Origin of the sequence: Fusobacterium ulcerans, assembly GCF_003019675.1 — a bacterium.
Classification (GTDB): Bacteria; Fusobacteriota; Fusobacteriia; order Fusobacteriales; family Fusobacteriaceae; genus Fusobacterium_A; species Fusobacterium_A ulcerans.
In genome coordinates this window covers 1,750,728-1,777,681 of the sequence record NZ_CP028105.1, presented here as the reverse complement: position 1 = coordinate 1,777,681, position 26,954 = coordinate 1,750,728, and the positions used below count along the sequence as shown (strand labels likewise).

23 protein-coding genes and 1 pseudogene are annotated in these 26,954 nt (G+C 30.2%); 16 read left to right on the top strand and 8 right to left on the bottom strand.

All coding sequences use genetic code 11. From position 1 onward, the window contains the following. The first annotated feature begins 26 nt into the window (after positions 1-26). The 7 genes from C4N20_RS08300 (at position 27) to C4N20_RS08270 (ending at position 8,118) form a co-directional block, all read left to right on the top strand. Positions 27-1,007: a methyltransferase domain-containing protein gene (locus C4N20_RS08300; RefSeq protein WP_106878569.1), complete on the top strand. Its 981-nt coding sequence runs from the start codon at positions 27-29 to the stop codon at positions 1,005-1,007. 10 nt (positions 1,008-1,017) lie between these two features. After that, the gene (locus tag C4N20_RS08295) at positions 1,018-2,193 is read left to right on the top strand and encodes a M20/M25/M40 family metallo-hydrolase (protein ID WP_005978955.1); all 1,176 of its coding nucleotides are present in this window, start codon (positions 1,018-1,020) and stop codon (positions 2,191-2,193) included. 14 nt (positions 2,194-2,207) lie between these two features. After that, positions 2,208-2,849 (top strand): nucleoside recognition domain-containing protein, encoded by a 642-nt coding sequence (locus C4N20_RS08290; RefSeq protein WP_005978952.1) that lies wholly within the window; start codon positions 2,208-2,210, stop codon positions 2,847-2,849. Further along, on the top strand, positions 2,842-3,318 hold the full coding sequence (locus C4N20_RS08285; RefSeq protein WP_005978950.1) for a nucleoside recognition domain-containing protein: 477 nt from the start codon (positions 2,842-2,844) through the stop codon (positions 3,316-3,318). The genes C4N20_RS08290 and C4N20_RS08285 overlap by 8 nt, the downstream gene beginning before the upstream one ends. 394 nt (positions 3,319-3,712) lie before the next feature. After that, positions 3,713-4,513, top strand: a complete 801-nt coding sequence (locus tag C4N20_RS08280; RefSeq protein WP_005978949.1) for a MurR/RpiR family transcriptional regulator — start codon at positions 3,713-3,715, stop codon at positions 4,511-4,513. Positions 4,514-4,678: 165 nt separating this feature from the next. After that, entirely contained in the window at positions 4,679-6,550 is a 1,872-nt protein-coding gene (locus tag C4N20_RS08275) for a beta-glucoside-specific PTS transporter subunit IIABC (RefSeq protein ID WP_005978948.1), read from the top strand. Positions 6,551-6,648: 98 nt separating this feature from the next. Continuing rightward, positions 6,649-8,118 carry a glycoside hydrolase family 1 protein gene (locus tag C4N20_RS08270; RefSeq protein WP_005978947.1) on the top strand — a complete coding sequence of 490 codons (1,470 nt, stop codon included), beginning with the start codon at positions 6,649-6,651 and terminating at the stop codon, positions 8,116-8,118. 169 nt (positions 8,119-8,287) lie between these two features. On the opposite strand, the pseudogene C4N20_RS08265 reads toward C4N20_RS08270, so the two are convergent. From C4N20_RS08265 to C4N20_RS08255, 3 genes and pseudogenes are all read right to left on the bottom strand, one after another. After that, a pseudogene (locus C4N20_RS08265) lies at positions 8,288-9,755 on the bottom strand (IS1182 family transposase). A gap of 145 nt (positions 9,756-9,900) precedes the next feature. Continuing rightward, entirely contained in the window at positions 9,901-11,286 is a 1,386-nt protein-coding gene (gene nhaC / locus C4N20_RS08260) for a Na+/H+ antiporter NhaC (protein WP_005978941.1), read from the bottom strand. A gap of 19 nt (positions 11,287-11,305) precedes the next feature. Then, positions 11,306-12,553, bottom strand: coding sequence for a threonine synthase (locus C4N20_RS08255; RefSeq protein WP_005978939.1), 1,248 nt, complete (start codon positions 12,551-12,553; stop codon positions 11,306-11,308). Between the two features lie 133 nt (positions 12,554-12,686). On the opposite strand from C4N20_RS08255, the gene C4N20_RS08250 reads away from it, so the two are divergent. Next, a complete protein-coding gene (locus tag C4N20_RS08250; RefSeq protein ID WP_005978937.1) occupies positions 12,687-13,556 on the top strand; it encodes a LysR family transcriptional regulator in 870 nt (289 codons plus the stop codon). 52 nt (positions 13,557-13,608) lie between these two features. Here C4N20_RS08250 and rpmA read toward each other — a convergent pair whose 3' ends face one another. Genes rpmA through rplU form a run of 3 tightly spaced genes read right to left on the bottom strand, consistent with a single transcriptional unit; the run spans position 13,609 to position 14,548 of the window. After that, positions 13,609-13,893 carry a 50S ribosomal protein L27 gene (rpmA, locus tag C4N20_RS08245; protein WP_005978935.1) on the bottom strand — a complete coding sequence of 95 codons (285 nt, stop codon included), beginning with the start codon at positions 13,891-13,893 and terminating at the stop codon, positions 13,609-13,611. Then, positions 13,894-14,229, bottom strand: coding sequence for a ribosomal-processing cysteine protease Prp (locus tag C4N20_RS08240; protein WP_005978932.1), 336 nt, complete (start codon positions 14,227-14,229; stop codon positions 13,894-13,896). Between the two features lie 7 nt (positions 14,230-14,236). Continuing rightward, positions 14,237-14,548, bottom strand: a complete 312-nt coding sequence (rplU, locus tag C4N20_RS08235; protein WP_005949930.1) for a 50S ribosomal protein L21 — start codon at positions 14,546-14,548, stop codon at positions 14,237-14,239. A 520-nt stretch (positions 14,549-15,068) separates the two neighbouring features. Between rplU and C4N20_RS08230 the strand changes: the two genes are divergently transcribed. The 8 genes from C4N20_RS08230 to C4N20_RS08195 are packed head-to-tail and all read left to right on the top strand — an operon-like array spanning position 15,069 to position 24,898. Then, positions 15,069-16,292, top strand: coding sequence for a B12-binding domain-containing radical SAM protein (locus C4N20_RS08230; protein ID WP_005978929.1), 1,224 nt, complete (start codon positions 15,069-15,071; stop codon positions 16,290-16,292). Between the two features lies 1 nt (position 16,293). Next, on the top strand, positions 16,294-17,598 hold the full coding sequence (locus C4N20_RS08225; RefSeq protein ID WP_005978928.1) for a B12-binding domain-containing radical SAM protein: 1,305 nt from the start codon (positions 16,294-16,296) through the stop codon (positions 17,596-17,598). A 1-nt stretch (position 17,599) separates the two neighbouring features. Further along, on the top strand, positions 17,600-18,934 hold the full coding sequence (locus tag C4N20_RS08220) for a B12-binding domain-containing radical SAM protein (protein ID WP_005978926.1): 1,335 nt from the start codon (positions 17,600-17,602) through the stop codon (positions 18,932-18,934). 10 nt (positions 18,935-18,944) lie between these two features. Further along, a complete protein-coding gene (locus C4N20_RS08215; RefSeq protein WP_005978924.1) occupies positions 18,945-19,661 on the top strand; it encodes a hypothetical protein in 717 nt (238 codons plus the stop codon). Continuing rightward, positions 19,658-21,184: a GH3 auxin-responsive promoter family protein gene (locus tag C4N20_RS08210; RefSeq protein ID WP_005978922.1), complete on the top strand. Its 1,527-nt coding sequence runs from the start codon at positions 19,658-19,660 to the stop codon at positions 21,182-21,184. The genes C4N20_RS08215 and C4N20_RS08210 overlap by 4 nt, the downstream gene beginning before the upstream one ends. Then, on the top strand, positions 21,181-22,521 hold the full coding sequence (locus C4N20_RS08205) for a B12-binding domain-containing radical SAM protein (RefSeq protein ID WP_005978920.1): 1,341 nt from the start codon (positions 21,181-21,183) through the stop codon (positions 22,519-22,521). The genes C4N20_RS08210 and C4N20_RS08205 overlap by 4 nt, the downstream gene beginning before the upstream one ends. Before the next feature lie 3 nt (positions 22,522-22,524). Continuing rightward, positions 22,525-23,856: a B12-binding domain-containing radical SAM protein gene (locus tag C4N20_RS08200; protein ID WP_005978918.1), complete on the top strand. Its 1,332-nt coding sequence runs from the start codon at positions 22,525-22,527 to the stop codon at positions 23,854-23,856. Further along, a complete protein-coding gene (locus C4N20_RS08195) occupies positions 23,840-24,898 on the top strand; it encodes a hypothetical protein (RefSeq protein ID WP_005978916.1) in 1,059 nt (352 codons plus the stop codon). The genes C4N20_RS08200 and C4N20_RS08195 overlap by 17 nt, the downstream gene beginning before the upstream one ends. A gap of 65 nt (positions 24,899-24,963) precedes the next feature. Here C4N20_RS08195 and C4N20_RS08190 read toward each other — a convergent pair whose 3' ends face one another. Next, entirely contained in the window at positions 24,964-26,001 is a 1,038-nt protein-coding gene (locus tag C4N20_RS08190; RefSeq protein WP_005978915.1) for a Gfo/Idh/MocA family protein, read from the bottom strand. 9 nt (positions 26,002-26,010) lie between these two features. Further along, positions 26,011-26,937 carry a sugar phosphate isomerase/epimerase family protein gene (locus tag C4N20_RS08185; RefSeq protein ID WP_005978913.1) on the bottom strand — a complete coding sequence of 309 codons (927 nt, stop codon included), beginning with the start codon at positions 26,935-26,937 and terminating at the stop codon, positions 26,011-26,013. Between the last annotated feature and the right edge of the window lie 17 nt (positions 26,938-26,954).

Here is a 26,954-nt window from a genome sequence, read left to right as displayed (position 1 = left end):
TAAAAAAAGATCAAAATGTGATAATTATGTCCGAAAATAATATAGAAAGTAATAATAATACTTACTTAAAAGTAATTGATACTAGAAAAAAAAATAAAATGACTCAAGCTGAATTAGCAAAAAAATCAGGCATTTCTTTAAAAACCCTAAGTCGATATGAAAATGGAGAAAAAATCAGTTTCAATTCAGAGAAAAAACTATTAATAACATTAGAAATTGATAATGCTCAATCTTTAGAAAATTATGCTGAAAAAAACAAATATTCATTTGATAATCAAGCTGAGGAATATAATAAATTCGAATTTATTATTAAAAAGGAATATATAGAGAAAATAATAAATGCTGGTTATCCATATAAAAATAAAAAAGTCTTAGACTTAGGATGCGGAACAGGAATGCTGGCTATTGAAACAGCAAAATACGCAAAAGAAGTTTATGCTCTGGATATAAGTAAGGCTATGACAGAAAAATTAAAAAAAGATTGTATAGAGAAAAAAATAGACAATATCATAGCTGTTGAAGGAGATGCTCATAATTTACAATTTGAAGACAACACTTTTGATACAGTAATAACAAGGCTTGCCGTTCATCATTTTGCCAATCCACACATCGTTTTTTCAGAAATAAAAAGAGTTTTAAAAAATTTTGGTGAAGTAATCTTGGTTGATATAGTTGCTTCTGAAGATAAGGAAGAAGCTATTTTACAAGATACATTTAATAAAATCAGAGATTTTTCACACAATCGTTTTTATACATTGAATGAAATAAAAAAATTCTTAAAAGACAATTCTTTCATAGAAGCTAAAATTCAAACTTGGAAAACAGAAAGAGAATTTTATAATTGGATTTCACTTTCAAATTTTAAAGATCCAAACAACCTATTATTTAATATAATGCGAGGATTTGCTTTGAATAATATCGATATTGGGGCTAATTTAAGATTAGAAAACAATGAAATCAGATTTGACCAGAAAATGGTTTTAATAAAAGTTACTAACATCAAATAGGAGGGAAAGTATGAACTACAATTTAAAAGAAGCATTTAGTTTTATTGATCAAGAAGAAAAAACAATGAAAAAGCTATGGGTAGATTTATGTAAATATGAAAGTCCATCAGCAGACATTGAAAGTGTTAATGCTGCAACAGAGTTTTTAGAGAAAAATCTTAAAAATTTTGGAATGACTACTAAAATTCGTAAATTTCCAGTAGGAGCTAACAGTATATCAGCATATTTTGATAATGGCAGTAAGGATTTAGAAATGGCTCTTCTTGGACACCTTGATACAGTTCATAATAAAGGGCTATTTGGGGAAGAAATAGTTAAAGTTGATGAAGAAAATAATATGATGTATGGCCCTGGGGTTTTGGACTGTAAAGGGGGAGTAATAGTAGCTATTCTTGTAGCAAGAGCTTTGAACCACATCGGTTATGATAAATTTGTAAAACTGGCTTTTTCTGGGGATGAAGAAGTAGGACATAGGTTTACTAATGGGGAAGGAAAAGACTTTTTCCTAGAAGAAGTAAAAGGGTTCAAAGCTGCCATTGACTGTGAAACAGGATTTGAAGATGGAAGAGTAGTCGTTGGAAGAAAAGGAGCTGCTAACTACAAGATAACTATAAAAGGAAAAGCTGCCCACTCTGGAAATGAGCCTCAAAATGGAATCAGTGCAATAAGAGAAGCTGCATACAAAACTCTAAACATTGAAAAAGAAAATGATTATGACAATATTCACTATAATGTAGGACTATTTGATGGGGGAACAAGCCAAAATACAATTCCTGAAAATTGTACAATGACAATAAATGTAAGGTTCAGAAAAAGCAGTGATGTCCCTATTCTTGAAGCATTTTTAAAGAAAATAGCAGATACATCTTATGTAGAGGGGACTACAGCTGTAATAGAAAAACTTTCTTTATCTGATCCAATGGAAGAAACAGAAAAAAATCACAAACTTTTTGAACTATTGAAAAAGAACTCAGAAGAATTAGGATTCGGATCTCCATATCCATGTTATTTAGGTGGAGGATCTGATGCTGCATATAGTGTAGCTTTAGGAATTCCAACTCTATGTGGTATGGGAGTAAGAGGATTTGAAAACCATACTATTAGAGAAAGAGCTATAATAAGTTCTATGACAGAAAGAGCTAAACTTATTCTTAAAACAATCTTAACTTTACCAGAAAAGTTCTAACAGGGGGAAAGAAAATGACAGCAGAGAAAAAAAGAGAAATTACAGGATGGGTATCACTATTTACATTAATAGTCATGTTCTCAGGGTTACTTAAAAATCATCCAACACTAAGAGCATTGGATTTCAGTTATTTACTAGGTACATTTGGAAAAATATCTGAAGGGGCAGACTTTGCAGGAAAAGGAGGAATAGGTACAAGACAAGGATTCTTAGTAGCTCTTACATTAGTTCCATCACTGATGCTTTCTTCTGGATTGATTGCAGTGGCACAAGAGCTCGGAGCACTGGAAGCAGCAGCTAAATTTTTTAAACCTATTCTAAAACCTATAATGGGAATTCCAGGTGTAGCAGGACTGGCTTTTGTAAGTTCTTTTACTTCATCAGATATAGGTGCTGTAATGACAAAAGAATTATATGATGATAAATATATAACTGATGAAGAAAGAGCTATTTTTGTTTCTTATCAATATGCTGCTTCAGCAGTAGTAACAAATACTATTTCAGCAGGGGGACCTCTTCTTTCTATATCACTTCTTCCACTTGGGGGAATAATATTAATTCAGTTAGTAGTAAAAATAATGGGGGCTAATATTATAAGATTTATGATCTATAAGAACAGAAATAAAGTAACAGAGGGGGAAGTTCAATATGGATAATATTAAAAATAATGTAAGTACTGTTGAAGTATTTATGAAAGGAGCAAAAAAAGGATTAACTATTGCACTTGAACAAATTGCTCCAGCCATGGTACTAGCTTATGCTTTGATAGTTTTTCTTCAGACAACAGGGCTGATGAATATAATAGCCAAAGTATTGAATCCTGTTATGGGAATATTTGGGCTTCCAGGTGAAGCTGCATTAGTTATCATCGCTGCCTTTTTTGCTAAAGCTGCTGGGGCTGCTGCTGGATTAATGCTCTATCAAAATGGAACAATTACTCAGGAACAGGCTACTATACTATATCCAGCTGTAATATTAATGGGAACTTTGATTGGACACTATGCCAGAATCGTATTGGTATCAGGAGTTTCAAAAAAATATTATAAAATATTATTATTCATTCCTTTAATTGACGCAGCTGTAGCAATGTTTATAACAAAAATAATACTGGGGATATTTAGATAGATGTAAATACTTTAATTGCTCTTATTATATAATATAGTATTTACAATTCCATATTTTGTGTGATAAACTGTTTTGTCATACACCTTATGACCTCCTTTGATTAGTTGATTGGCCAGCAAACCTAATTAATTATATCAAAGGAGTTTTTTTATATATTTTCATTAATTGAAACCAGTAAATTTCTTCAGCTTACAAAATACCATACTAAAAATTATAAAGGATTTTAGATTCTCCATTATAATATATCTTCTCCATCTTCTAACTTTAGTTTTACTATCAACATAAGAGAAGTAAGCTAGAGGGCATTTCTTGACATAATATAAAATATAATTTATACTTTATTAAATCATTAAATTTTTATTATAACAATATGGAAATATATTGGAGGAATAATATGGGGAATTTATTAAATAGACTTTTAATTATGTTAAATGATAATGATTTAGATTCTACAAACTATCACATTGCAATGACATTATTAATGAATTTTCATTCATTGCATGAGCTTTCTATTGGAGAAGTAGCAAAATTATGCAGTGTATCAAAGTCTACAATCTCTAAATTTATCAGAATTTTAAATTTTGAAGATTATGCAGATTTTAAAGCTTCTGCCTCTTTCAAGGAAAATAGATATGGCTATAATTTAAATTATAATCAAAATATAGCTGAATATATAGAAAAATATGGCTACAGCTCATATTTAAAATGTATTCAGCAGGATATAGACTCATTAAATGGAGAGGAAAATTTAAAAAATATAGAGAAACTGGCACAAGACCTCATTCGTTACAAAAAAGTAGCAAGTTTTGGCTTGCTGTTTTCAGAAATTGGGGCTATTGATCTGCAAATGAAATTAGCTTATAATGGTAAATTTTTAATTACAAATTTAGATGATGTGAAACAAGATACATTTATTAGAAGAGCAGATGAAGAAACATTGATAATTATATATTCTAATTCTGGATTTTATTTAAAAAAATATCAGTTATCTGAATTTCAAGAAGAAAAAGATTATTCAAGAACAAAAGCAAAGATCGTTTTGATAACTGGAAATGAAGAGATGAAAAATTATTCTGGTATTGATAATTGCATAGCCTTCCATCATAATTCAGAAATTCAAAGTCATTCTATAATTTATCCTTTGATAAATGATCATATTGTAAATAAATATCGTCAGTTAATAAAAAACAAATAATTTTATAGAAATAGTGTATTATATCAAATTAAATAATACACTATTTTTATTTTTAAGAGATTAATAGTATATAGTTTCCAAAAAACGAACTTTTAAATGTTGATAAAAAAATATGATATGATATGGCTATAAATTCAGAAAGTAAAATATTATGGAGGTTATAACATGGCGAAACAAAATTATGACCAATTAGCAAAAGAGATTATATTTCTTATTGGTGGAGAGAATAATATAGTAAATTTGACACATTGTGTAACTAGATTAAGATTTAAACTGAAAGATGAAACAAAAACTGATGAAAATAGTTTATCAAAACTTAAGGGAGTAATTTCAATAGTAAAAGGAAATGGTCAATTTCAAGTGGTAGTGGGAAATGCTGTAGAAGATATTTTTAATGCAATTCAAAGACAGTATTCAATAGGAGAAACAGAAGTAAAAGAAGAGAAAAAAAGTGGAACTTTGTTTACACGAGCTTTAAATATGATGTCAGCAATTCTAAATCCAATTGTTATTGCTTTAGCAGGAGCTGGTATGATAAAAGCTCTTCTTGTTATTCTTACAACAACATTAGGAATATTGGATACAAGTGGGGGAACATACAAGATTTTAGCAGCAGCTGGAAACAGTGTATTTTACTTTTTACCATTATTTTTAGCTTATTCTTCTGCAAAAGCTTTTAAATGCAATCCATATATAGCACTAGCAATAGTGGCGACATTAATGGAGCCAAATTTTACAAAGCTTATGTCAAAACCAGGTGATATGACATCATTTTTAGGAATTCCTGTAGTCTTGATAGGCTATTCTGGAAGTCTGGTTCCAGCTATTGTTTCTATTTTGATTTATTCTAAATTAGAAAAGGTTTTAAAAAAATTCATTCCTAAAAATATAGAATTATTTGCTCTTTCATTTGTTGCTCTTCTTATAATGGTTCCTCTTACTATTATTGTAATTGGACCAATTGGAGTATACCTTGCAGATCAGGTAGGTAATTTAGTTAATTTTTTAAGTGTAAAAAATGGGCTATTAACAGGAGCCGTTATTGGAGCTGGATGGACTTTTCTTGTAATGTTGGGAGTTCAGTGGGGTGTTGTACCTATTATGATCAATAATATTTCAACATATGGTTATGATGTAATACGTCCTATGATAGCAGCAGCAACATTTGCCAGTGCAGGAGCTGCATTTGGAGTATTTTTGAAAGCAAAAAATAAAGAAAATAAAGCATATGCACTTTCAGCTACAATTCCAGCTTTACTAGGAGGAATTACAGAACCAATTGTATATGGAATTTCTTTAAAATATAGAAAGCCTTTTATAGCTCAAGTAATAGGAGGAGCAATAGCAGGTGGATTTATGGGAATGATGCATACTAAAGCTATAGTCTATGTATTTCCAGCACTGACTACTTTACCTGCATTTTTAGGAGAAACATTTGTATATTATGTTATTGGAATTACACTTGCCTTTGTAATAACAGCAGTAATCACTTACTTTTTAGGAATAGATGAAAAAGATGACATAGAAATTCATGAGAAAAATAGCAGTAATACTAAAAATGAAGCTGAGGATATAATTATCAAATCTTGTATTGAAGGAGAGGCAATAGAATTAAGCAAGGTAAAAGATGAAGCTTTTGCATCAGGATCTATTGGAAAAGGAGTAGGAATCATACCTCAAAAAGGAGTACTTTATGCTCCTGCTGATGGAGAAATTTCAACTGTATTTGTCACAGGACATGCAGTAGGAATGGTAACTGATAAAGAAGCAGAAATATTGATGCACATTGGTATTAATACAGTTGAAATGAATGGAGAAGGATTTATAAAAAAGGTAAAAGATGGGCAGAAAGTAAAAGCAGGAGATATCTTAATAGAATTTGATATAGAAAAAATAAAAAGGGCAGGATATGATACAACTACAATGATGGTAATTTCTAATAGTGAAGAATATTCTGATATAGGAGTATTAAATCTAGGTGAAGTAAAACAAAATAATGATATTTTAATAATCAGACCAGTTATTAAAAATCAATAATATTTAAAATAAATTTAATTTAAAGTTTTTGATCATAACAAAAAAAGATTTATTAAATCTTTAAAATTTATATTTAGTTTAAATTAGGAGGTAATTTTGTGAAAAAAAATATTTTTCCAGCAGATTTTTTGTGGGGAGGAGCTACTGCGGCGAATCAATGTGAAGGAGCTTGGAATATAGATGGAAAAGGAATATCTATTGCAGATTGCACTAGAATAAAAAAGAATGTTAATAAAAAAGATTATAAATCTCTTCATGAAATCAAAAGCGAAGATATTGAACGTGCGATGGCTACAGATGATACTGTTGAATATCCAAAAAGACACGGAATAGATTTTTATCATCACTACAAAGAAGATTTGGACTTATTTCAAGAGATGGGATTTAAAACACTTAGAGTATCTATTCAGTGGACAAGAATATATCCAACAGGAATGGAAGAAAAACCAAATGAAGCAGGATTAAAATTTTATGAAGATCTTTTCAAAGAAATGAAAAAAAGAAATATAGAACCACTTGTAACACTGCATCACTATGAACTTCCACTATATATCTGCAACAATTTTCAAGGATGGTATCAACGTGAAGTAATAGAATTATTTTTAAAATTTTGTAAAACAGTTTATACAAGATATAAAGGATTGGTAAAATATTGGCTTACATTTAATGAAATTGATAGTGTATTCAGACATCCTTTTACAACATTAGGAATGGTTCCTGACAGATTCCCAAAAGATAAATTTGAAGAAGTTGTATATCAATCTTTACATCATCAATTTGTGGCAAGTGCATTAGCAACAAAATATCTGCATGAGATGATACCAGAAGCTGAGATGGGATGTATGATTACTAAAACATTATCTTATCCAGAAAATTGCCATCCTCAAAATGTGTTATTAGCTTTAAAAGATAATAGAAAAAATAATTTTTATTCAGATGTTCAGGTAAGAGGTGCTTACCCACAGCATATAAAAAACGAGTGGGAAAGAAAGAATCTTACTATCCATTTTGAAAAAGAAGATGAGGAAGTCTTAAAGAAATATACTGTTGACTATGTAGCATTCAGTTATTACATGAGTAAAATTTCAAGTATAAATGAAGAGGGAAAAGAAAGAGTAAGTGGAAATATAAGCAGCAGTGTTAAAAATCCATATCTGGATATAACAGATTGGGACTGGCAAATCGATCCTACAGGTTTAACAACTTCATTGATTGACTTATATGACAGATATGAAAAACCATTATTTATAGTTGAAAATGGTTTGGGATATAATGATACTATTGAAGCTGATGGAACTATTCAAGATGATTATCGTATTCAATATTTTAAAGAACATATTTCAGCTATTGCAGAAGCAATAGAAGAGGGAGTAGAGGTAATGGGATATACTCCTTGGGGTTGTATAGATTTAATAAGCATGTCAACTTGTCAAATGAGTAAACGTTATGGATTTATCTATGTTGATTTAGATGATGATGGAAATGGCAGTTATAAAAGATACAAAAAAAAGTCATTTGAATGGTATAAAGAAGTAATAGTTACTAATGGAAATAATCTTTTAGATTAAATAATATCATTTTAGGGGCTGTTACAAATTAGTGATTTATAAACTAATTTGTGCAGCCTCTCTTATTTTACATAAAAAAATAGAAATCTATTTTATAGATTTCTGCTAACTTATATTTTTATATTTATTTTTAAGTATCAAAAAAAGAAGTAGATGATTTTTTATTTATCTAAGCTACTTTTAATGAGTGAAGTGTTGTTCCTAAGCGATTATTTATATTTCTGCTTAGATATCTGTTGAAGTTGTAAGCTATACAAAACAGACATATTTCTCTTAAAACACTTTTTTTACTTCGAACTTTTAATTTTCGCAATTTCATATCTTCTTTCAAAACTGCAAAAGCACCTTCTACTTGAATACTTCTATTCATTCTTAATTGTTTTCCATAATCGCTTGATACATTCTCTTTTGATTTATTTGATAAACGCATTGTACTTAATTTTTTTGTTAGTTTCAGGATTCCAAAAATATTGAACTGTATTATTTTTGTTAGAGTATAGAAATTCTAATTCTAATCCATCTTTTCTAAATAGCTTATTTTCAGAATGATCATATATTAAATTTTCTACTCTGTTTAAATCATTTTTAAACTTTCTGATTTTAGATTTTTCAAAATATATTGGTTTTATATATGAAGTAAAGTCCATTTTTTCCAAATATTCATAATTTGAAATACTTTCATATCCTGCATCAGCTACAATATTTTTAATTTCTAAATTTTGAGATGAAATTTTCTCTAAAAATGGAATCAAAGTTTTAGAATCAGAAGGGTTAGAAAAAATTTCATATGAAGAAATATATTCGCTAATCACTCCTATTTGTAGATTATATCCAGGTTTTAATTGACCATTTCTCATATGGTCATCTTTCATTCTTATAAAAGTAGCATCTATATCGGTTTTTGAATAGCTATTTCTACCATTAAGATTTTTAAAATGATTAGAATATTTTTGATACTTTTCTAAGTATTCTGCGCATAATTCTAAATATTTTTGTTCTTTAGATTTTCGCTTTCCTCTACCTTTGACTATTTGAAAATTCAAATTAGAAAGATACGAATATATTTCAAGGAAGTTGTCATATTGTAAGTTGAAATCATCATTAAAATTTGAAATTAGTTCAAGAATTTTTTCATCTAATCTATCTCTGTATTTCTCAATAGATTTTTTCCAAACAAATGTATATTTATTAGCATATGCTTCAATTTTAGTACCATCAATATATATTGTTTCAGTAGAAATATCTTCCATTTCAAAAATTTTTTCAATGAATTGTTCAAATAGATCTTGAAGAATATCTTCAGTTTTTGCTAAAAATCTAGAAATAGTAGAGTGAACAGGAATTTTAGAATTTTGTAAAAGAAACCTAAATTTAATATTTTCATGGCAAGCCATTTCTATATCTCTAGTAGAAGTTAAATTGCGCGAATAGGCATAAACAATGATAGAAAACATTCTGATAGGATGTACCTTTGTTTTGTAAGAAAATACTTGCATTAAACTACTAAAATCTAATCCCTCCAATATTGAGCTAAGTTTTCTTACAGGATCATTATCAGAAATTTCATATTGTAAAAAGTTAAAAAGTTTGGGTTGATTTAATTGAAAAAAAATGTTATTATTAATTGGTTTTTGCATAGGTATATTATATTAGAAATTTGAAAAAATTTTTAGTATTTTATACCTTTTTTTATTTTAAAAGAAAAAGCTGACAAGAAGAAAACTTCAAGTCAGCTTTTTGGGTAATTGGGCTATTTTGAATTTGCAACAGCCCCAGTATTTTTTAATCAGTATTTTTATTATATTTAACTTTCAATCTGAAAACTACTGCCATGAAAGCTGTTATAGGCATCAAGTATGAATAAAAAGCATAAGGGATAAAGTCTGTGACACTTCCACCAAAAAGTCCTAATACAAATATTCCTGAAGCATTCCAAGGGATAAATGGACATATAACTGTTGAAGTAGAATTTATTGCTTTAGAAAGATTTGTTGGATCTAGATTAAATTTCTTATATACAGGTGCTAAAAGAGAACCTGTCATTAAAAGTGAAAATGTATTTGTTCCCATAGTATTTCCTATTATTGAAATAAGCTGGCTGATTCCAGTTAACTGAGTTACAGTTTTTATCTTTTTTACTATTGGATTTACTAAAGCATCTAATATTCCCACTACATTTAGGGCTCCTATCATTCCAAAGGCAAATAGCATCATACAAGCTGAAGAGAACATACTTTGAACTCCTCCTCTATTTAAAAGAGTATCCAGAAAAACCTCGCCACTATTAATTTTAAATCCAGCCCAGAATACAGGAATCATATTTTTTAGAGGCATTCCTTGATAGAGAACTGCTATTAATCCTGCTACAAGAGATGAGGCAACCATTGATAACATTGCTGGCTTTTTAAAGAATAATAAAAGTAACAGAAATATCATTGGAATAAAAGCAATTAATCCAGTTTTAAAATTTGAAGTTAGCAAGCTGCTAACATGAACTATATAACTATCATCAAAATTATCAACAGCAAATTTTAAACCTAAGATATAGTATATTATTCCTGTAACTACAGATACAGGGAAAGCTAAATAAAGTAGTTCTTTACAATGAGTTATCAAATCAGTTCCCGCAGCAGCGGCAGCAACATTGGTACTGTCAGACATAGGTGAAATCATATCTCCAAGATACGATCCACTAATAATAGCTCCAATGGTCATTCCAGTAGGAATACCTAAACTTTCTCCAATAGCAAACATAGCTATTCCAGCTGTTCCCATTGTTCCCCAAGAAGTACCACAAGCTATTGAAACAAAACTACATAACAAGAAAGTAGCAAGAAGAAACATTTTAGGGCTTATCAATTTCAAACCGTAGTATATAATTGCAGGAACAGTTCCAGCTGCTATCCAAGTACTTATTATAGCTCCAACAGCCATTAATATTAAAACCGCTCCTAATCCTTTTTTGCATGATTCCATAACTCCATCATCTATCTCTTTAAAAGAGTAACCTAAACGCATACAAGCTGGATAGATAAATAGCCATACAATTAAGAACATAGGTTGAATAGGAGCTTTCAACAAAATATTTGCTCCTAAGGCAATAAAAAGTATAGTAAATAAAACAAATACAGCATATTTTGTAGTAGCTTTTTGTCTAACTAATTCCATAATTTTTCCCCCTTGTTATTTAAAATTTAAATTTATACGTATTTAACATTTCCTCTTTAAAAGATTCCATATTAGGATTTATACTAGGTAGTTTAGGTAGCCATTGTTCAATAATCTCAGGAGTTTTTACTCCTGTAGATGTAAGGAGAAGAACAATTTTATCTGATGAAGATATTTTTTTATTTTCCAGCATTTTTTTCAAAGCAACTAAGCTAGCTACTGAGGATGTCTCTGCAAGGATTCCTTCAGTTTCACAAAGAAGTTTCTGCATCTCTAATGCTTCTTCATCACAACTAGTTTCAGCAGATCCATTGCTTTCTTTTAAAGCTTTTAATGTAAGGTATGCTATATTTCCAGCTGCTATAGATGTTTGTATAGATGAAGAAGTTTCTACAGCTAAAGGAACAGAAGAATCAGCAGCCAAAGTTGTTTTTGCAGCTCCAAATACTTCAGCAGCAACAAATTTTGGAGTTTTGTCTACATATCCCATCTCCTTTAAGTCACTCATTCCTTTATATATTCCATAGAGGGTATCTCCATAGGAAATAGGAACAATAAAGTAATCAGGAATATTATTATTTAGCTGCTCAAAAACTTCAAATGCTATTGTCTTATATGCATCAATAGCAAAACAGCAACTTCCAATAGGAGGATTTTCTAATCCACTTGCAGGAAAATAATTGTATTCCTCAACTAATTTTTTCATCATTGTAACTCTATCTTCCATAGTTGGAGTTACAAAAACATAAGCTCCAAAAGACTGCATAAATATTTTCATAGTTGGAGAAACATTTGGTGTAGTAAAGATAACACAAGGAATTTTAGCTACTGCACAGTATGCAGCAACAGCTGCTCCCTGATTTCCAGTAGAGGCAATTACTACTCCAGGAGCCTTCATCTCTATTGCTTTGGAAATCATTAAAGAACACATTCTGTCTTTATGAGACATTGTAGGATTTTTGCTTTCATCTTTTAAATAAAGATTATCTAATCCCCATAGCTTTCCTAATCTTTCTAGTTTTATTAAAGGAGTATTTCCTTCGTTAATACTTATTTTAGAAGAATTTTCTTTTAGTGGAAAAAAAGATGAATATTTATAAATTCCTTTCTCGTTATTATTTTTGTCTAGTTTTGTATTTTTTAAATCATAGATTGTCTCATAGTTTGTATAAATTCCTTTTTCTTTGCAGTATGGACATGCTTTATAAAATTCTGTTTCTAATTCTCTTCCGCAATGAGGACATACAATATTTTTTAAATAGCTCATTTCATCACCCTCTGTTAGTTTTTTAGTTAAAGTGTATTTTTTATAATTGAAATATAACATATCCATTTACTTTTGTATAACGATTTGTTATAATTGCTATAATCGGAAAAATAAATTAAAGAGGTGATGGTAGATGAGCTTAGATGAAATAAAAACTTTTATAGTATTAGCTTCTTGTCAAAATTTCAATAGAACGGCGGAACTAGTTCATGTGGTCCAGTCAACAGTTTCTTTAAGAATAAAAAATTTAGAAAATGAAGTAGGAAAAAAGTTATTTGTTAGAGATAAAAAATATGTTTCTTTGACTCCAGAAGGAAAAATCTTTTTAGAATATGCTAAGACAATGGATAAATTATCTGATAATATTTTGAAGGAGATAAATTATTTAAATATTTACCAAGAGAGAGTTAAAATAGGAGCTGTTCAATGGTTTTATGACGCTCTTATAGAGGAATATTTAGAAAAGTTTGTAGAAAATAATCCAGAAATAGCAACGGAAATATTTATTTCTCATACAGAAGAACTAATTCCTATGGTGAATAACGGAATTTTTGATATTACTTTTACTACCTATGAAATAACTAATTCAAGAATAATTTCAAAACTATATAAAAAAGAAAGAGTAATTTTGGTAGGAAATGAAAAATATAACTTATTGAAAGGAGGGATAGAATTATCAGAATTAAGGAATCTTTCTGTTATATTTTCTGATGTTTGGAGTGGAAGTATGGTTGATTTATCAAAAAATATTTTTACTCAAAACAAAGTTTACAATATTCAGCCCAACATGTTAGCAACTTCTAAAAAATTTGTTTTGCTTGGAAAGGGTGTTACTTTTCTTCCATTTGCTATGGTGAAAAATGAGATAAAAAAGGGAACTCTTATTGAAATTCCAATTTTAGATAGAGAGGAAATGGTTACTAATATTTTTATCTCTGTGAGGAAAGAAAGATTTGATAATAAATATATAAATTCTTTTTTGAAAGAAATAAAATTTATATAAAAAATGAGAAGCTTTGATTTCTCTAGCTTCTCAGTATTTTTATTAAATGCTATTATTTTTCAGAGTAAATTGAAACTTGTTTTTTGTCTTTTCCAAGTCTTTCAAATTTTACATAACCATCAATTAAAGCAAATAAAGTGTGGTCTTTCCCAACTCCCATGTTGTTTCCTGCATGGATAGCAGTTCCTCTTTGTCTAACTATGATGTTTCCAGCTTTAACAACTTCTCCATCATATTTTTTGATTCCAAGATATTTAGGATTTGAGTCTCTTCCGTTTTTAACAGAACCTTGCCCTTTTTTATGTGCAAATAATTGTATATTTAAAGTAAATTGCATCTATTTTTCCTCCTTCTCTACAAGCTTTACATTTTTAGGATATTCTTTTGATAAATTTTCAACCATTAAAGCCATGCTTTCTAGAAGAGTATCTAGTTCCCTTTCTTTACCTTTATTATCCATTCCTCTCATATCTACCCTAAGGTATCCATCAGAATCTATATCAAATTTGGGTATCAGCTCAAGAACGTCCTGCATTCCTCCCAAGGGCATTTGTAATGCCATTGACAGTGCTGCACATACTATATCTTCTCCATATTCAGCATAGTCTGAATGACCAGTAGCCTTGTATCCCACAATTCTACCATTTTTTCTAAAGATTTCAACTCTTGTCATAAATTAATTAAGCGTTGATTGAAGTAACTTTGATCTCAGTAAATAATTGTCTGTGACCTTTTTTTCTGTGGTATCCTGTTTTTGGCTTGTATTTGAAGTTAACAACTTTAGCACCTTTACCTTGAGCTACTACTTCTGCTACTACTTTAGCTCCGTCAACTACAGGAGTTCCAACTTTTACAGTTTCTCCATTAGCTACTAAAAGAACTTCAGTTAATTCTACAGTTGCGTTAACTTCAGCATTTAATTTTTCTACTCTTAATACGTCACCTTCTGCTACTTTGTACTGTTTACCACCAGTTTTTATAACTGCGTACATTTTAACACCTCCAAAAGTATTGCAATCGCTGGCCTAGGGTTGCTGATGACCCTTTCCAAGCGTAATCTACGGTAAAGTATATCATAATATATATGAAATGTCAATAAAAAGAAGAGATTTATTAAGCTTTGATGTAAAATATTTTCTTTCCTCAAGGAGAATAAAAAAACTCTATGATAAATTTTATTAGAACATTTTAATTTTATAATTTTTTTACTTTTTACAATTCTGTAATAAAAGTTATAACTTTTTAATAAATACCTAAAAAAGAAAAATTTAACTACTATTTTTCTTTGAACCTAATTTGTTTTATATCTTATAAATATTATTATATACAAATTTCTATTAAAACAGTTCCTGTATCTTGATTCTCACTAAATATTACTTCTTATTTTTATAGAAAAAATATACTATAATAGTAATAAGAAACATTAAGGGAGGGATTGATATTTTAAAAATACTTTTTATTCATGCTTGGAACAAAACAGAAAAATCATACAGAGGAATATTTTCCAATCTAATGACATATCCATCACTTACTCTACCTACATTGGTATCACTAGTACCAAAAGATATAATTGCAGAAATAGATGCTTGTGATGAGATATCCTATAAAGTAGATTATGATAAGAAAAAATATGACATTATTGTAATATCTTTTGATACCTCTTCCAGCAAACAGGCATATATACATTCAAAAGAATTTAAAAAAAGAGGTGCATATATTGTTATGGGAGGATATCATACCTCTGCTGTACCTAAAGAAGCAGCAGAACATTGTGATACTGTAATAATAGGAGCAGGTGAGATATCTCTTCCTGAATTTTTTCATGATTATCTCAAAGGAGAACCCAAAAAAATATATAATAACCAAAATATAGATGTAAGAAAAATAAAAATGGTTCCAAGAAATTTGATAAAAAGTAAAAGATATATGAAGGTATCGCCAGTAATAGCTGATAGAGGCTGTGACAACAAATGCAGTTTTTGTGCTATAAGCGAGATGTGGAAAAGTAATCCCAGACCAGTAGAAGATGTGATTGAAGAAATAAAAAGTTTAAAGAGTGATAAAATAATATTTTTTGATCCAAATTTCTTTTATCCTAAAGAATATTCTTTAAAATTAATGAAAGAAATGGAAAAGTTAAAAATAAAATGGGCTGGAAATGGCACAGCTGATGCTCCTTTTGATGATGAGCTTATGGAAGCTGCCAAAAGAAGCGGATGTTCAGGTATTCTCATAGGGTTTGAATCTCTTAGAGAAGAAACTTTAAAAGGAGTAAATAAAAAATTTTCCAATGTAGAAAGATATAAAGATTGCATAGATAGAGCTCATAAATATAATATAGCAATAAATGGTTGTTTTGTATTAGGAATGGATGGAGACACTGAAGAAGATTTGCTGGCACTCCCTGAAAAAATAAAATATTTAGGACTAGATTTGGCAAGATTTTCTATTTTGACTCCTTTGCCAAATTCTGAGCTATATAGAAAAATGGACAAAGAAGGCCGAATAATTATAAAAGACTGGTCTAAATATACACAAAACAACACAGTTTTTCAACCAGAAAATATGTCTATGAAGAGACTTGATGAAATATACAGAGAAGTATGGAGAAAAACCTACACATTTAAAAATATATGGTTTAGAATAAAAAATTCTTCAAATAAAACTCTCACAGAAAAGTTCATACTCCTTGGAGCAAATATAGGCTTTAAATACCTAGGAATACAAGGAGATTAGAATGAAGGTAACAATAATAAGAGTAAATATGTTTGAGAAGAACAGCAGTGATGCAATGAAACCTCTTATATTTCCTATACTTGACAGTCTTACCCCTGAAGGAATTGAGTTAGAATTTTTTGATGACAGGATAGAAAAACTTCCTGAAGAAATAGCTTCTGATATAATTGTTTTTTCAGCAGAGACTTTTTCTATCAAGAGAACATATATGTTATCCCAAAAATATAAAAAAGATAGTAATATCACTGTTGTAGGAGGATTTCATTCCACTGTACTACCAGAGGAGAGTGAACTATACTGCGATTGTGTCTTAGTAGGAGATGCTGAAGATACATGGAGCAAAATGATTGAAGACTACCAGAAAGGCAAATTAAAAAAAAGATATACATCAAAATTTAGCAGAGAGCTTGGATATATAGATCATTATCACAAATCTTTTGAAGGAAGGAAATATCAGCCTGTGGGAATAGTGCAATTTTCCAGAGGGTGTAAATTTGACTGTGATTTCTGCTCTATAAAATCAATGTATCGAGAAAATGTAAGGCAGAAAAACTGGGATATTCTAGAAAGAGAATTGAAAGTTCTTAATGAAAAAATACTATTCTTTATTGATGATAATCTCTTTTATAATAAAGAAAGTTTTTTTAAATTTCTTCAGATAATAAAGCCTTTAAAAAAAAGATGGGTATGCCAAATAAGTTTAGAGATAGCTTTCCAAGATGATATACTGGAAGAAATGAAAAAAAGCGGCTGTTTTATGGTAGTGATAGGTTTTGAATCTATGAACAGTCTGAATCTTCAACAGATGAATAAAAAAGCTAATCTAACAATCAGTGATTATGATAATGCTGTGGAAAATATATATAAACATGGATTGCTTATATATGGTACTTTCATTTTTGGATACGACTATGATACCTTGGAAAATGTAAAAGGAACAATAGATTTTGCTCACAAACATAACTTTGCAGTTGCAAATTTTAACCCTTTAATACCTATGCCAGGCACAAAACTTTATGATAGACTGGAAAAATCAGAAAGATTGTTGTATAAAAAATGGTGGCTGGAAGAAGGGTATTGTTATGGAGATACTGTATATGCCCCTGTAGGAATGTCTCCTGAGGATTTAAAAAATCTATGTAAAAATGCTCGTTTTGAATTTTACAGCATAAAGAATATATTAAAAAGATTGATAAAAAACAAACTTCATCTTTCTTTGAAAAATATGTGGATATATCTTTTGATAAATATAGTTTCCAGAAAAGAGATTCATCTAAAACAAGGAAGAGTACTGGGAGGAAGATGAAGTGAAAATAACATTGATAAAGCCTAATATAGGAAAAAAAGGAGATAATCTTTATGTAGATGAAGGACGAATGGAACCTCTCCAGTTAGGAATATTAGCTGCCCTTACCCCAGAAGATATAAAAGTAGTGATGTATGATGACAGAATGGAAGAAATTCCTTATGATGAATATACAGATTTAGCAGTGCTCACAGTAGAAACTTTCACAGCTAAACGAGCTTATGAAATAGCTGAAAACTATAGAAATAAAGGAGTAAAAACCCTTATGGGTGGAATGCATGCAATGCTGATACCATCTGAAGTTCAGGAATATTGTGATTCTATCATAGTGGGAGATGCTGAACCTGTATGGGAAGAAATGATAGAAGATCTAAGAGTTGGAAAACTGAAAAAAAAATATGAGGGTGAACAGCCTCTCATTCCTCAAAAAAATATCATTACAAGAAGAGATATCTTTGAGGGAAAGGGATATCTTCCCATAACTCTTATCCAATTTTCCAGAGGGTGCAGGTATAGATGTAATTTCTGTGCTTCCAGTGCATATTTCAAAAATAGACACTTTTGCAGAAGAGTAGAAGATGTTGTTACAGAAATAAAAAGCCAGAAAAGAAAATTAATTTTCTTTGTAGATGACAATATCACAGCAGATTTTCAAAAAGCAAAAGAACTATTCAAAGCATTAATACCATTAAAAATAAAATGGGTAAGTCAAGGAAGTATGGATATGCTTTATGACAATGAACTCATGGAACTCATGGTAAAAAGCGGCTGTTTAGGATTAGTAATAGGATTTGAATCTATAAATGAAGAAAACCTTAAGAACATGAATAAAAGTTCAAATAGACAAAAAAAGTTTGATAAATATAAAAAAGAAATAGAAATATTGAGAAGCTGGGGTCTTCAGACATGGGCGGCATTTACAGTTGGGCATGATGGAGATACCATGGAGAGTATTCAGGAAACTTGTAACTTTGCTATTGAAAATAAATTCTGTTTCGCAGCATACAATATTTTGATGCCTTATCCTGGAACTCCCCTTTATGAAAAACTAAAGGAGGAAGGAAGGCTTCTCTATGATGGAAAATGGTGGCTTCATGATGAATATAAATTTAACTATTCAGCTATTCTTCCTAAAAATATGACACCTGATGAATTAACAGAAATTTCTTTTTGGTGTCGAAAAAAATTCAACAGCCCTTTCTCTATATTTAGAAGAGCTTTTGATTTTAAAACAAATATGAGAACACCATATAGATTTTTTACATATCTTATCTATAATCCTCTTTTCAGAAAAGAGGTGCATAAAAAACAAGGAATGAAATTTGGAAATAAATAAGGGAGAACAAATGAATCTAAAAGGAAAAATTGTTAGTATAGACAAAATTAGCAATAAAGCTATTGATGAAATGTATGAACTTATGACAAAATTTTATGACAACATGGAGAAAGATGTTTTTACAATGGATTTTTACAACAAAGATTACTGTATAATATTAAAAGATGAAAAAGGAAATATAAAGGGATTTTCAACACAAAAGCTGATAAATTTTTCTGTTGAGGGAAAGGAAATACATGGAATATTTTCTGGAGATACAATAATACATAAAAATAGCTGGGGAAGCTTGGAACTATTTAGAATATTTGCAGATTTTTTCTTTGATATAGGTGAAAAATATGAAGATTTTTACTGGTTTCTCATTGTCAAAGGATATAAAACATATAAAATCCTTCCAACTTTTTTTAAAGAATTTTATCCAAACTCCCTTACAGGAATACCAGTAGAGATGAAAAAAATAATGGATAATTTTGGTAAAAATTTCTATCCTGAAGAATATAATAAAAAAACTGGAGTTATAGAATATAAAAAAATAAAAAAAGATAAATTGAAAGAGGGAGTTGCAGATATTACAGAAAGGCATTTGAAAAATAAAGATATAAAATTTTTTCAAGAAAAAAATCCCAAATATTTTATGGGAAATGATATGGTATGCATAACAAAACTCAAAAAAGAGAATCTCTTAAATGAGGTAAAATCTTTGCTTTCACTGGAGAGAGAAAAATGATATGTTGGTTTGTAAATACACTCATCTGCTCCATTTATAAAAAAGAGTATGAAAAATATACGAGCTGTAAAAATATTAAAGAAGTTCAAGAAGAAAAGCTCAAAGAAATACTTGAAAAAAATAAAGATACTTTATATGGAAAAAAATACAACTTCAGTGAGATAAAAACACCTGAAGAATATAGAGAAAAAGTTCCTCTCACAAATTATGAAGACTATCTGGAATATATAGAACTGATAAAAAATGGTGAAAAAAATATCCTTACTAAAGAGGAAATAATTCTTTTGGAACCAACAAGCGGCTCTACGTCATCCAGTAAATTAATTCCATATACAGAAGGATTAAAAAGAGAGTTTCAAGCTGGGATTAAACCTTGGATATACTCACTATATAATAATTTTCCTGAAATAAAAAAAGGGAAAAGTTACTGGTCTGTTACTCCTATGGCTACTGAAAAAAAATATACATCTGGAGGAATTCCAATTGGTTTTGAAGAGGATAGTGAATATTTTGGCAAAATAGAAAATTATCTTATGGATATAATATTTGCCTCTCCTAAAAATATAAAGCTAGAGAAAGATATGGATAATTTTTATTTGAAAACAACTGTAAAACTTTTAGAAACAAAAAATCTTTCTCTTATATCTGTATGGAGTCCATCATTTTTACTTCTGCTGATACAATACATAGAGAAAAATAAAAAGAAGCTCTTAAAAAAAATTTCATTCAGAAGAAGAAAAGATATAGAAAAGTATCTTATCAATGGGGAATATTCTGAAGTGTGGAAAGATTTAAAAGTTATCAGCTGCTGGGGTGATGGAAATGCTGCCCACTATATTAATGATCTGAAAAACATTTTTAAGACAGCAGCAATACAGCCAAAGGGAATTCTAGCTACAGAGGGATTTCTTTCCTTTCCTATTGGAGATGAAGAGGGAAGCAGAATAAGTTACTATTCACATTTTTTTGAATTTATAGAAATGGAAACCAGAGATGTAAAACTTGCTTATCAATTGGAAGCTGGAAAAAATTATGAAATAGTACTTACTACAAGTGGTGGTTTGTATAGATATTGTATAGGAGATATAATCACAGTAACAACTGTTAAAAATGGAAATCCTGTCATCAGATTTTCTGGAAGAAAAGGAATTGTCTCTGATCTCTTTGGAGAAAAGATAAGTGAAGAGTTTGCAGGTAAAATTTATGAAGAGCTGAAAGCACAATATTTTATGCTGACACCAGAAAAAAATAGATACAGACTTTATTTGAAAAGTCAGTGGAAAATCTCTAACTTGAAAATAGATGAGATGTTCAGAAGAAACTTCCATTATGATTATTGCAGAAAACTTGGTCAGTTAAAAGAGATTGAAGTATTCATACTTACAGGAGAACCTGAAAAAGAATATACAGAATACTGCTTAAAAAAAGGGCAGAGATTAGGAGACATAAAACTGAAAATACTTTCTCTGGAAAACGGATGGGATAAAGTATATACAGGATATTTACAAAAGGGGGAAAAATGAGGATAGTTTTCTTAGCTCCATCTGGGGCTATGCACAGATATAATGGAAATTTTGGAAAGGTGCTTCATTATGCACCTCTTACTCTCACAACACTGGCATCACTTATACCAGCAGAGATAGATGCAGAGGTTGAAATATTTGATGAATCATCTGAAAAAATACCTTTAAACATAAAAGCTGACCTCATTGTTATTACCTGTATTACAGGAACAGCTCAAAGATGTTATGCTTATTCAGATTATTTCAGAAGCAGAGGTATAAAAACTGTCCTTGGAGGGGTACATCCTTCTCTTATGCCAGACGAAGCTCTAAAGCATGCAGATGTTGTAATGACAGGATTTTCAGAATTTACATTTCCTCAAATGATAATGGATTTTAAACTAAAACAGTTAAAAAGACTCTATGTACAGGGAAATGATTTTTCCATGGCAGGAAAGCCATTGCCAAGAAGAGATTTATTAAAAAAAGGATACATAACAAAAAATACAATAGAAGCTGTAAGAGGTTGTTCTCTTCCTTGTACTTTCTGTGCCTACCCAGCAGCTTTTGGAAAGAAAATATATAAACGTCCTGTGAAAGAAGTAATAGAAGAAATAGAAACTTTTAACTCAAAAATAGTTCTATTTCCTGATGTAAATCTCATAGCAGATAGAGAGTATGCATTAGAACTTTTCAGAGAAATGATACCTCTAAAAAAATATTGGTTAGGGCTGGCAACCTCATCAGTTGGAATAGATGATGAGCTGATAGATGTTTTTCATAAAAGTGGCTGCAAAGGTCTTCTTATAGGTTTTGAATCTATCTCTCAGGACTCTCAAAAATATGTGAACAAGGGAATAAATAATGTAAATGGATATTCGGAACTTATGAAGAGACTTCATGATAATGGAATACTTGTACAAGGATGTTTTGCTTTTGGAGGAGATGAAGAGGATGCTTCTGTTTTTGAAAGAACAGTTGAGGCTGTAATAAAATCAAAAATTGATCTTCCTAGATACAGTATTCTTACTCCTTTTCCCAAAACTGATTTCTATGCTGAACTGGAAAAACAGGGAAGAATAATAGAGCATAATTGGGCAATGTACGATGTAGAGCATTGTGTATTTCAACCTAAAAAAATGACAAAAAAGCAATTGGAAGATGGAACTGCATGGGCATGGAATGAGACATATAAAACAAAAAATATTTTAAAGAGGCTGGCTCCTTTCAATCATAGTCCATGGCTTTCTTTTCCTTTAAATTTTGGTTATAGAAATTACGCAAAAAAATATGAGTATTTCACTAAAGAAGTTATGTGTGATAACTCAGATATACCTTTATCAGAGGGGGGGAAATAAGAATTGAAAATAATATTTATTGTTCCTGCCATTGGAAAGAAAAAAGGCGAAAAATATATAGGGACCTGGAAAATGGAACCTCTTACAATAGCAGTATTAAAATCTCTTACTCCTTCAGATGTAGAAACAGTTCTCTATGATGATAGAATCGAATTGATAGATTATGAAGATAAAGCTGATGCAGTGGTAATTCCTGTGGAAACCTATACTGCTAAAAGAAGCTATGAAATAGCAGAGAATTTCAGGAGAAGAGGAATAAAAGTAATATTAGGAGGATATCATGTTACTTTGATACCTGAAGAAGCTGAAAAGTATGCAGACTGCATTATCACAGGAAATGCAGAGAGGGTATGGAATGAGGTGATAGAAGACTGCCGTTGCAGCACTCTAAAGAAAAGATATAAGGGAGAAACGACATACCTTCATACCCAGCCTGATAAAAGCATATTTGAAGGGAAAAAATATGTACCTGTATCTCTTGTGGAAACAGGACGGGGGTGTTGTAACAGCTGTGAATTTTGTGCTATAGCAGGGTACTATAAATTTCATTACTACCCTAGACCTCATGAAGACATAGTAAGAGATATAAAAGATTCTAAACATAAGTATCACTTTTTAGTAGATGATAATCTAGTAGCAGACAGAAAAAATGCCATGGAACTTTTTAGAAAACTAGAACCTTTAAAAATAAAATGGGCTGGACAAGGAACTCTAAATATGGCAAAAGACAAGGATCTTCTTACTGCAATGAAAAAAAGTGGCTGCGAAATAATATTGATAGGTTTTGAAAGTCTTGATACAGATAATCTTAAACAGATGAATAAAGCTGTGAATATTATGGAAGCTGAACGAGATGAGCTTGTTCAGCGAATACATAATGCTGGAATAGGAATTTATGCCACTTTTGTCTTTGGCTATGACAATGATACACAAAATACTATCAAAAAGGCAGTCGAATTTTCCAAGAAACATAATTTTTATACAGCAGCATTCAATCATTTACTTCCCTTTCCTGGAACAAAACTCTATGATAGATTGAAAAGCGACAACAGACTGTTGTATGATAAATGGTGGCTGGAAGAAAATTACAACTATGGAGAGCTGGCATTTAAGCCTAAACAAATGAGTCCTGAAGAACTGAGTAAAGCATGTCAGAATGCAAGAAAGGAATTTGCTTCTTTTAAAACTGTATTCAAAAGAGGAATACAGGCTATGAGATACAGCAGTCCTATGCTGTGGAGCCTCTTTTGGATAATGAATTTAAGTATAAACAGCGAAATTGATCAAAAAATAAATGTACCTATAGGGAGGAATTTAGATGAGTTTCCAAAATAAAAAATTTACTCTAACAAGGGCAGAAAAAAAGGATACCGCAGATATTGAAAAAATTATGAAAAGTGGAAGTTTTAGCGGGGGAATAGAAATACAGTATTTAAGAGGAGACGATCCCCTTGCTTCTTTTGAGAAAGAGGGAACTGAATCTTATATATATATTCTCAGGGAAAAGGAACATGGAGAAGCTGTTGGAATGGGGGGATGTATAGTAAGACCTGCTCTTGTAAATGGAAAAATTAAAAGAGCTGGATATCTTACAGGGTTAAAGGTTATTCCTGAATATCAAAGAAGAGTTATGTGCATTCCAGAGATATACAGATTTCTTTATGAAGAAACTAAAAATTATATAGACTTTTACTACAGCTCTATTCTTGAAGAAAATACAGCTGCTCTCCTGCTTTTGGAAAAAAGACATAAAAATATGCCTGAATATAGATTTCTTGACAGTTATATTGTATATTTTTGTAAAACAGGAAATTTCAAGAAAACGAATTTTCAAATAGCTAGATGTGATTTCTCTCAAGCTGAAGAGTTTTATATAAAAGAAGCTGAAAAATATAATCTCATATACCCTTCATTGAACAGCAATGATTTAAAAAATGGAGAATTTTACGGTATCTATGAAAATTCTCAATTATTAGGAATAGGATACTTTCTCAATCAACAGGATTATAAAAACTATGTGATAAAAAGTTATTCAGGAATCTACAAATATATTTCAAAACTTCCTACACGGCTTTTAAAATATCCTTCATTTCCAAAAGAAAATCATTCTGCTGACTATACATCTATGGGTATAATGGTAAAGGATAACAATGTCGAACTTGGATATGAACTTATCACACAGCTGCTAAAAATTTCCCCCAAACGTGATTTTGTAATGTTAGGGCTTTTAGAAAAAGATCCTTTAAATAAAGCCTTTTCACGAATCAAAAATATTAAATATCGAAGCAGGATATATCATGTAACTTGGGATAAAGAAGATAAAACCACTGATGAACTCAAAGAAGCTCTTTTGAAATTAGAGGTAGCATTTTTATAATAACATAAAAAAAGGACAGCTGTTAGCTTAAACAACTGTCCTTATTATTTTTTATTTACACCTCTTTATAGTCTTATCTCTTTTTTCTCTTCAATAGCTTTTATTATTCCTTTTACTACTCTAATAGAAATAAGTCCATCTTCCGCTGTTACAGGAGATTTCTTATTCTCCAAAATAGTATCTACAAAAGCATCTATCACTCCAGTTTTTGTCTGATTATCATTTGTCTGTATAGCTTCAACTTCCAATTCTTCCATTTTTCCATCTTCATAGATTATTTTTATTTGATATTTAGGGTCATCATATATTCTGATTATCCCTTTCTCCATGTACAAAATAGTTGAATTATCTTCCTGTCCATAATATGTCCAGCTGAAAGTTCCTGTTCCTATTGCTCCACACACCATTTTCAATACACAGATTGCATTATCATAAACTTCTACAGGATCTCCATTTTCAAAAGTTTTATGAAGAGTTCCTCCCATTCCACATACACTTTCAAATTCTGACTCTGTAAGATATCTGATAAGATCTATTTTATGAACTCCCAAATCTCCTATTACTCCAAATTCACACTTATCTTTCTGGAAGAACCATGTATTTTTAGATTTACTCTCTGTCCATGATTCAGGGCCTCCATGCCCAAAAGTGGTTCTGAAAGTAATTACTTTTCCTAATTTCCCACTTCTTATTATATCTCTCACTCTTTTATGAGCTTCTGTAAATCTCTGATTATGATCCATCATAAATATTTTTCTAGTTTTTTTCTGCATCTCTGCTATTTCTTCTGCTTCCTCTACATTTTTAGTCATAGGTTTTTCGCACAATACATGTTTTCCTAGCTCCATAGCTTTGGTAGATATAATACAATGCATATTATTAGGAGTACAGTCACTTACAGCATCTATTTCTGGATCATTTAAGATTTCCATATATTCATCTACAACTTTTCCACCGAATTTTTCCACCATCAATTCAGCTCTTTTTTTATTCAAATCATAAAATGCTGTTATCTCTACATGAGGGTTGTCTAAATATTCAGGAGCATGTCTTTTTTCAGTTATAGAACCACATCCGATTATTCCTACTTTTATTTTTTTCATCTCTGCCTCCTACATCCTTTCCTTTAAATATTTATACCCCAATTCAAGACCCTCTTTTACTTTTTTAACTGTATCCTGATACTCTAAATCTTCATGTTCTATTACCAATTCATCATCATAACCAATCTCTTTTAGTGTATCAATAAATTTTTTCCAGTCTATATCACCTTTTCCAGGCATTCTATGTCTCCAGAATCCCAGATCCCAGTTATCTTTTCTCCCTAATTGTTTTCCTAAAATACTGTAATATTTTTTTTTGTCCTCAAATACCTCTGTATCTTTAGCATGAACTTCAAATATTTTATCCTTGTAATCTTTCAAAGCTTGAGTATAGTCTATTCCCAGCCATAACAAATGTGATGGATCATAGTTCAATCCAAAATTATCATATGGAAGTCTTTTAAACATCTCATCCCATAATTCTGGAGAATATGATATAGTTCCTGCCCATCCGCTTTCATGCCATCCTGGCATAGAGCAATTTTCTATTATTATTCTCACATTTTTTTCTTTTGCATACTCAAGTATAGGCTTAAAAACTTTTTCCATTTCATCAAAGTTTTCCTCTATTGGAAGTGTCATATCTCTTCCTATGAAAGTTCCTACATTTTTTACTCCTAAAAGTGAAGCTGCATCTATTACTTTTATCAAATGATCATTATATCCCTTTCTCTTTACAGGATCATGGTCTAAGTTATTATCATAGTAAGCAAGAGTTACAATAGTCATCTCATTTTCTTTAAGGAATCTGTTTAATTTATCCGCCTCTTCCTTAGTAAAATTCGCTACATCTATATCACTTCCTGAATAATCTCTGGAATTAGTTTTAGGCCAGCATGAAACTTCTAATGTTTCAAAACCTATCTTATGAGCCCATTCTATTTTTTCATATATAGACATATCTCCCATGATACCAGTTAAAAATCCTAATTTCATATGAACCTCCATAAGTT

Excerpts from the sequence above, each read along its gene's own strand:
- C4N20_RS08300 (WP_106878569.1), top strand. The coding sequence starts at position 27 with ATGTCCGAAAATAATATAGAAAGTAATAATAATACTTACTTAAAAGTA.
- C4N20_RS08295 (WP_005978955.1), top strand. The coding sequence starts at position 1,018 with ATGAACTACAATTTAAAAGAAGCATTTAGTTTTATTGATCAAGAAGAA.
- C4N20_RS08290 (WP_005978952.1), top strand. The coding sequence starts at position 2,208 with ATGACAGCAGAGAAAAAAAGAGAAATTACAGGATGGGTATCACTATTT.
- C4N20_RS08285 (WP_005978950.1), top strand. The coding sequence starts at position 2,842 with ATGGATAATATTAAAAATAATGTAAGTACTGTTGAAGTATTTATGAAA.
- C4N20_RS08280 (WP_005978949.1), top strand. The coding sequence starts at position 3,713 with ATGGGGAATTTATTAAATAGACTTTTAATTATGTTAAATGATAATGAT.
- C4N20_RS08275 (WP_005978948.1), top strand. The coding sequence starts at position 4,679 with ATGGCGAAACAAAATTATGACCAATTAGCAAAAGAGATTATATTTCTT.
- nhaC (WP_005978941.1), bottom strand. The coding sequence starts at position 11,286 with ATGGAATTAGTTAGACAAAAAGCTACTACAAAATATGCTGTATTTGTT.
- C4N20_RS08255 (WP_005978939.1), bottom strand. The coding sequence starts at position 12,553 with ATGAGCTATTTAAAAAATATTGTATGTCCTCATTGCGGAAGAGAATTA.
- C4N20_RS08250 (WP_005978937.1), top strand. The coding sequence starts at position 12,687 with ATGAGCTTAGATGAAATAAAAACTTTTATAGTATTAGCTTCTTGTCAA.
- rpmA (WP_005978935.1), bottom strand. The coding sequence starts at position 13,893 with ATGCAATTTACTTTAAATATACAATTATTTGCACATAAAAAAGGGCAA.
- C4N20_RS08240 (WP_005978932.1), bottom strand. The coding sequence starts at position 14,229 with ATGACAAGAGTTGAAATCTTTAGAAAAAATGGTAGAATTGTGGGATAC.
- rplU (WP_005949930.1), bottom strand. The coding sequence starts at position 14,548 with ATGTACGCAGTTATAAAAACTGGTGGTAAACAGTACAAAGTAGCAGAA.
- C4N20_RS08230 (WP_005978929.1), top strand. The coding sequence starts at position 15,069 with ATGACATATCCATCACTTACTCTACCTACATTGGTATCACTAGTACCA.
- C4N20_RS08225 (WP_005978928.1), top strand. The coding sequence starts at position 16,294 with ATGAAGGTAACAATAATAAGAGTAAATATGTTTGAGAAGAACAGCAGT.
- C4N20_RS08215 (WP_005978924.1), top strand. The coding sequence starts at position 18,945 with ATGAATCTAAAAGGAAAAATTGTTAGTATAGACAAAATTAGCAATAAA.
- C4N20_RS08210 (WP_005978922.1), top strand. The coding sequence starts at position 19,658 with ATGATATGTTGGTTTGTAAATACACTCATCTGCTCCATTTATAAAAAA.
- C4N20_RS08205 (WP_005978920.1), top strand. The coding sequence starts at position 21,181 with ATGAGGATAGTTTTCTTAGCTCCATCTGGGGCTATGCACAGATATAAT.
- C4N20_RS08195 (WP_005978916.1), top strand. The coding sequence starts at position 23,840 with ATGAGTTTCCAAAATAAAAAATTTACTCTAACAAGGGCAGAAAAAAAG.
- C4N20_RS08190 (WP_005978915.1), bottom strand. The coding sequence starts at position 26,001 with ATGAAAAAAATAAAAGTAGGAATAATCGGATGTGGTTCTATAACTGAA.
- C4N20_RS08185 (WP_005978913.1), bottom strand. The coding sequence starts at position 26,937 with ATGAAATTAGGATTTTTAACTGGTATCATGGGAGATATGTCTATATAT.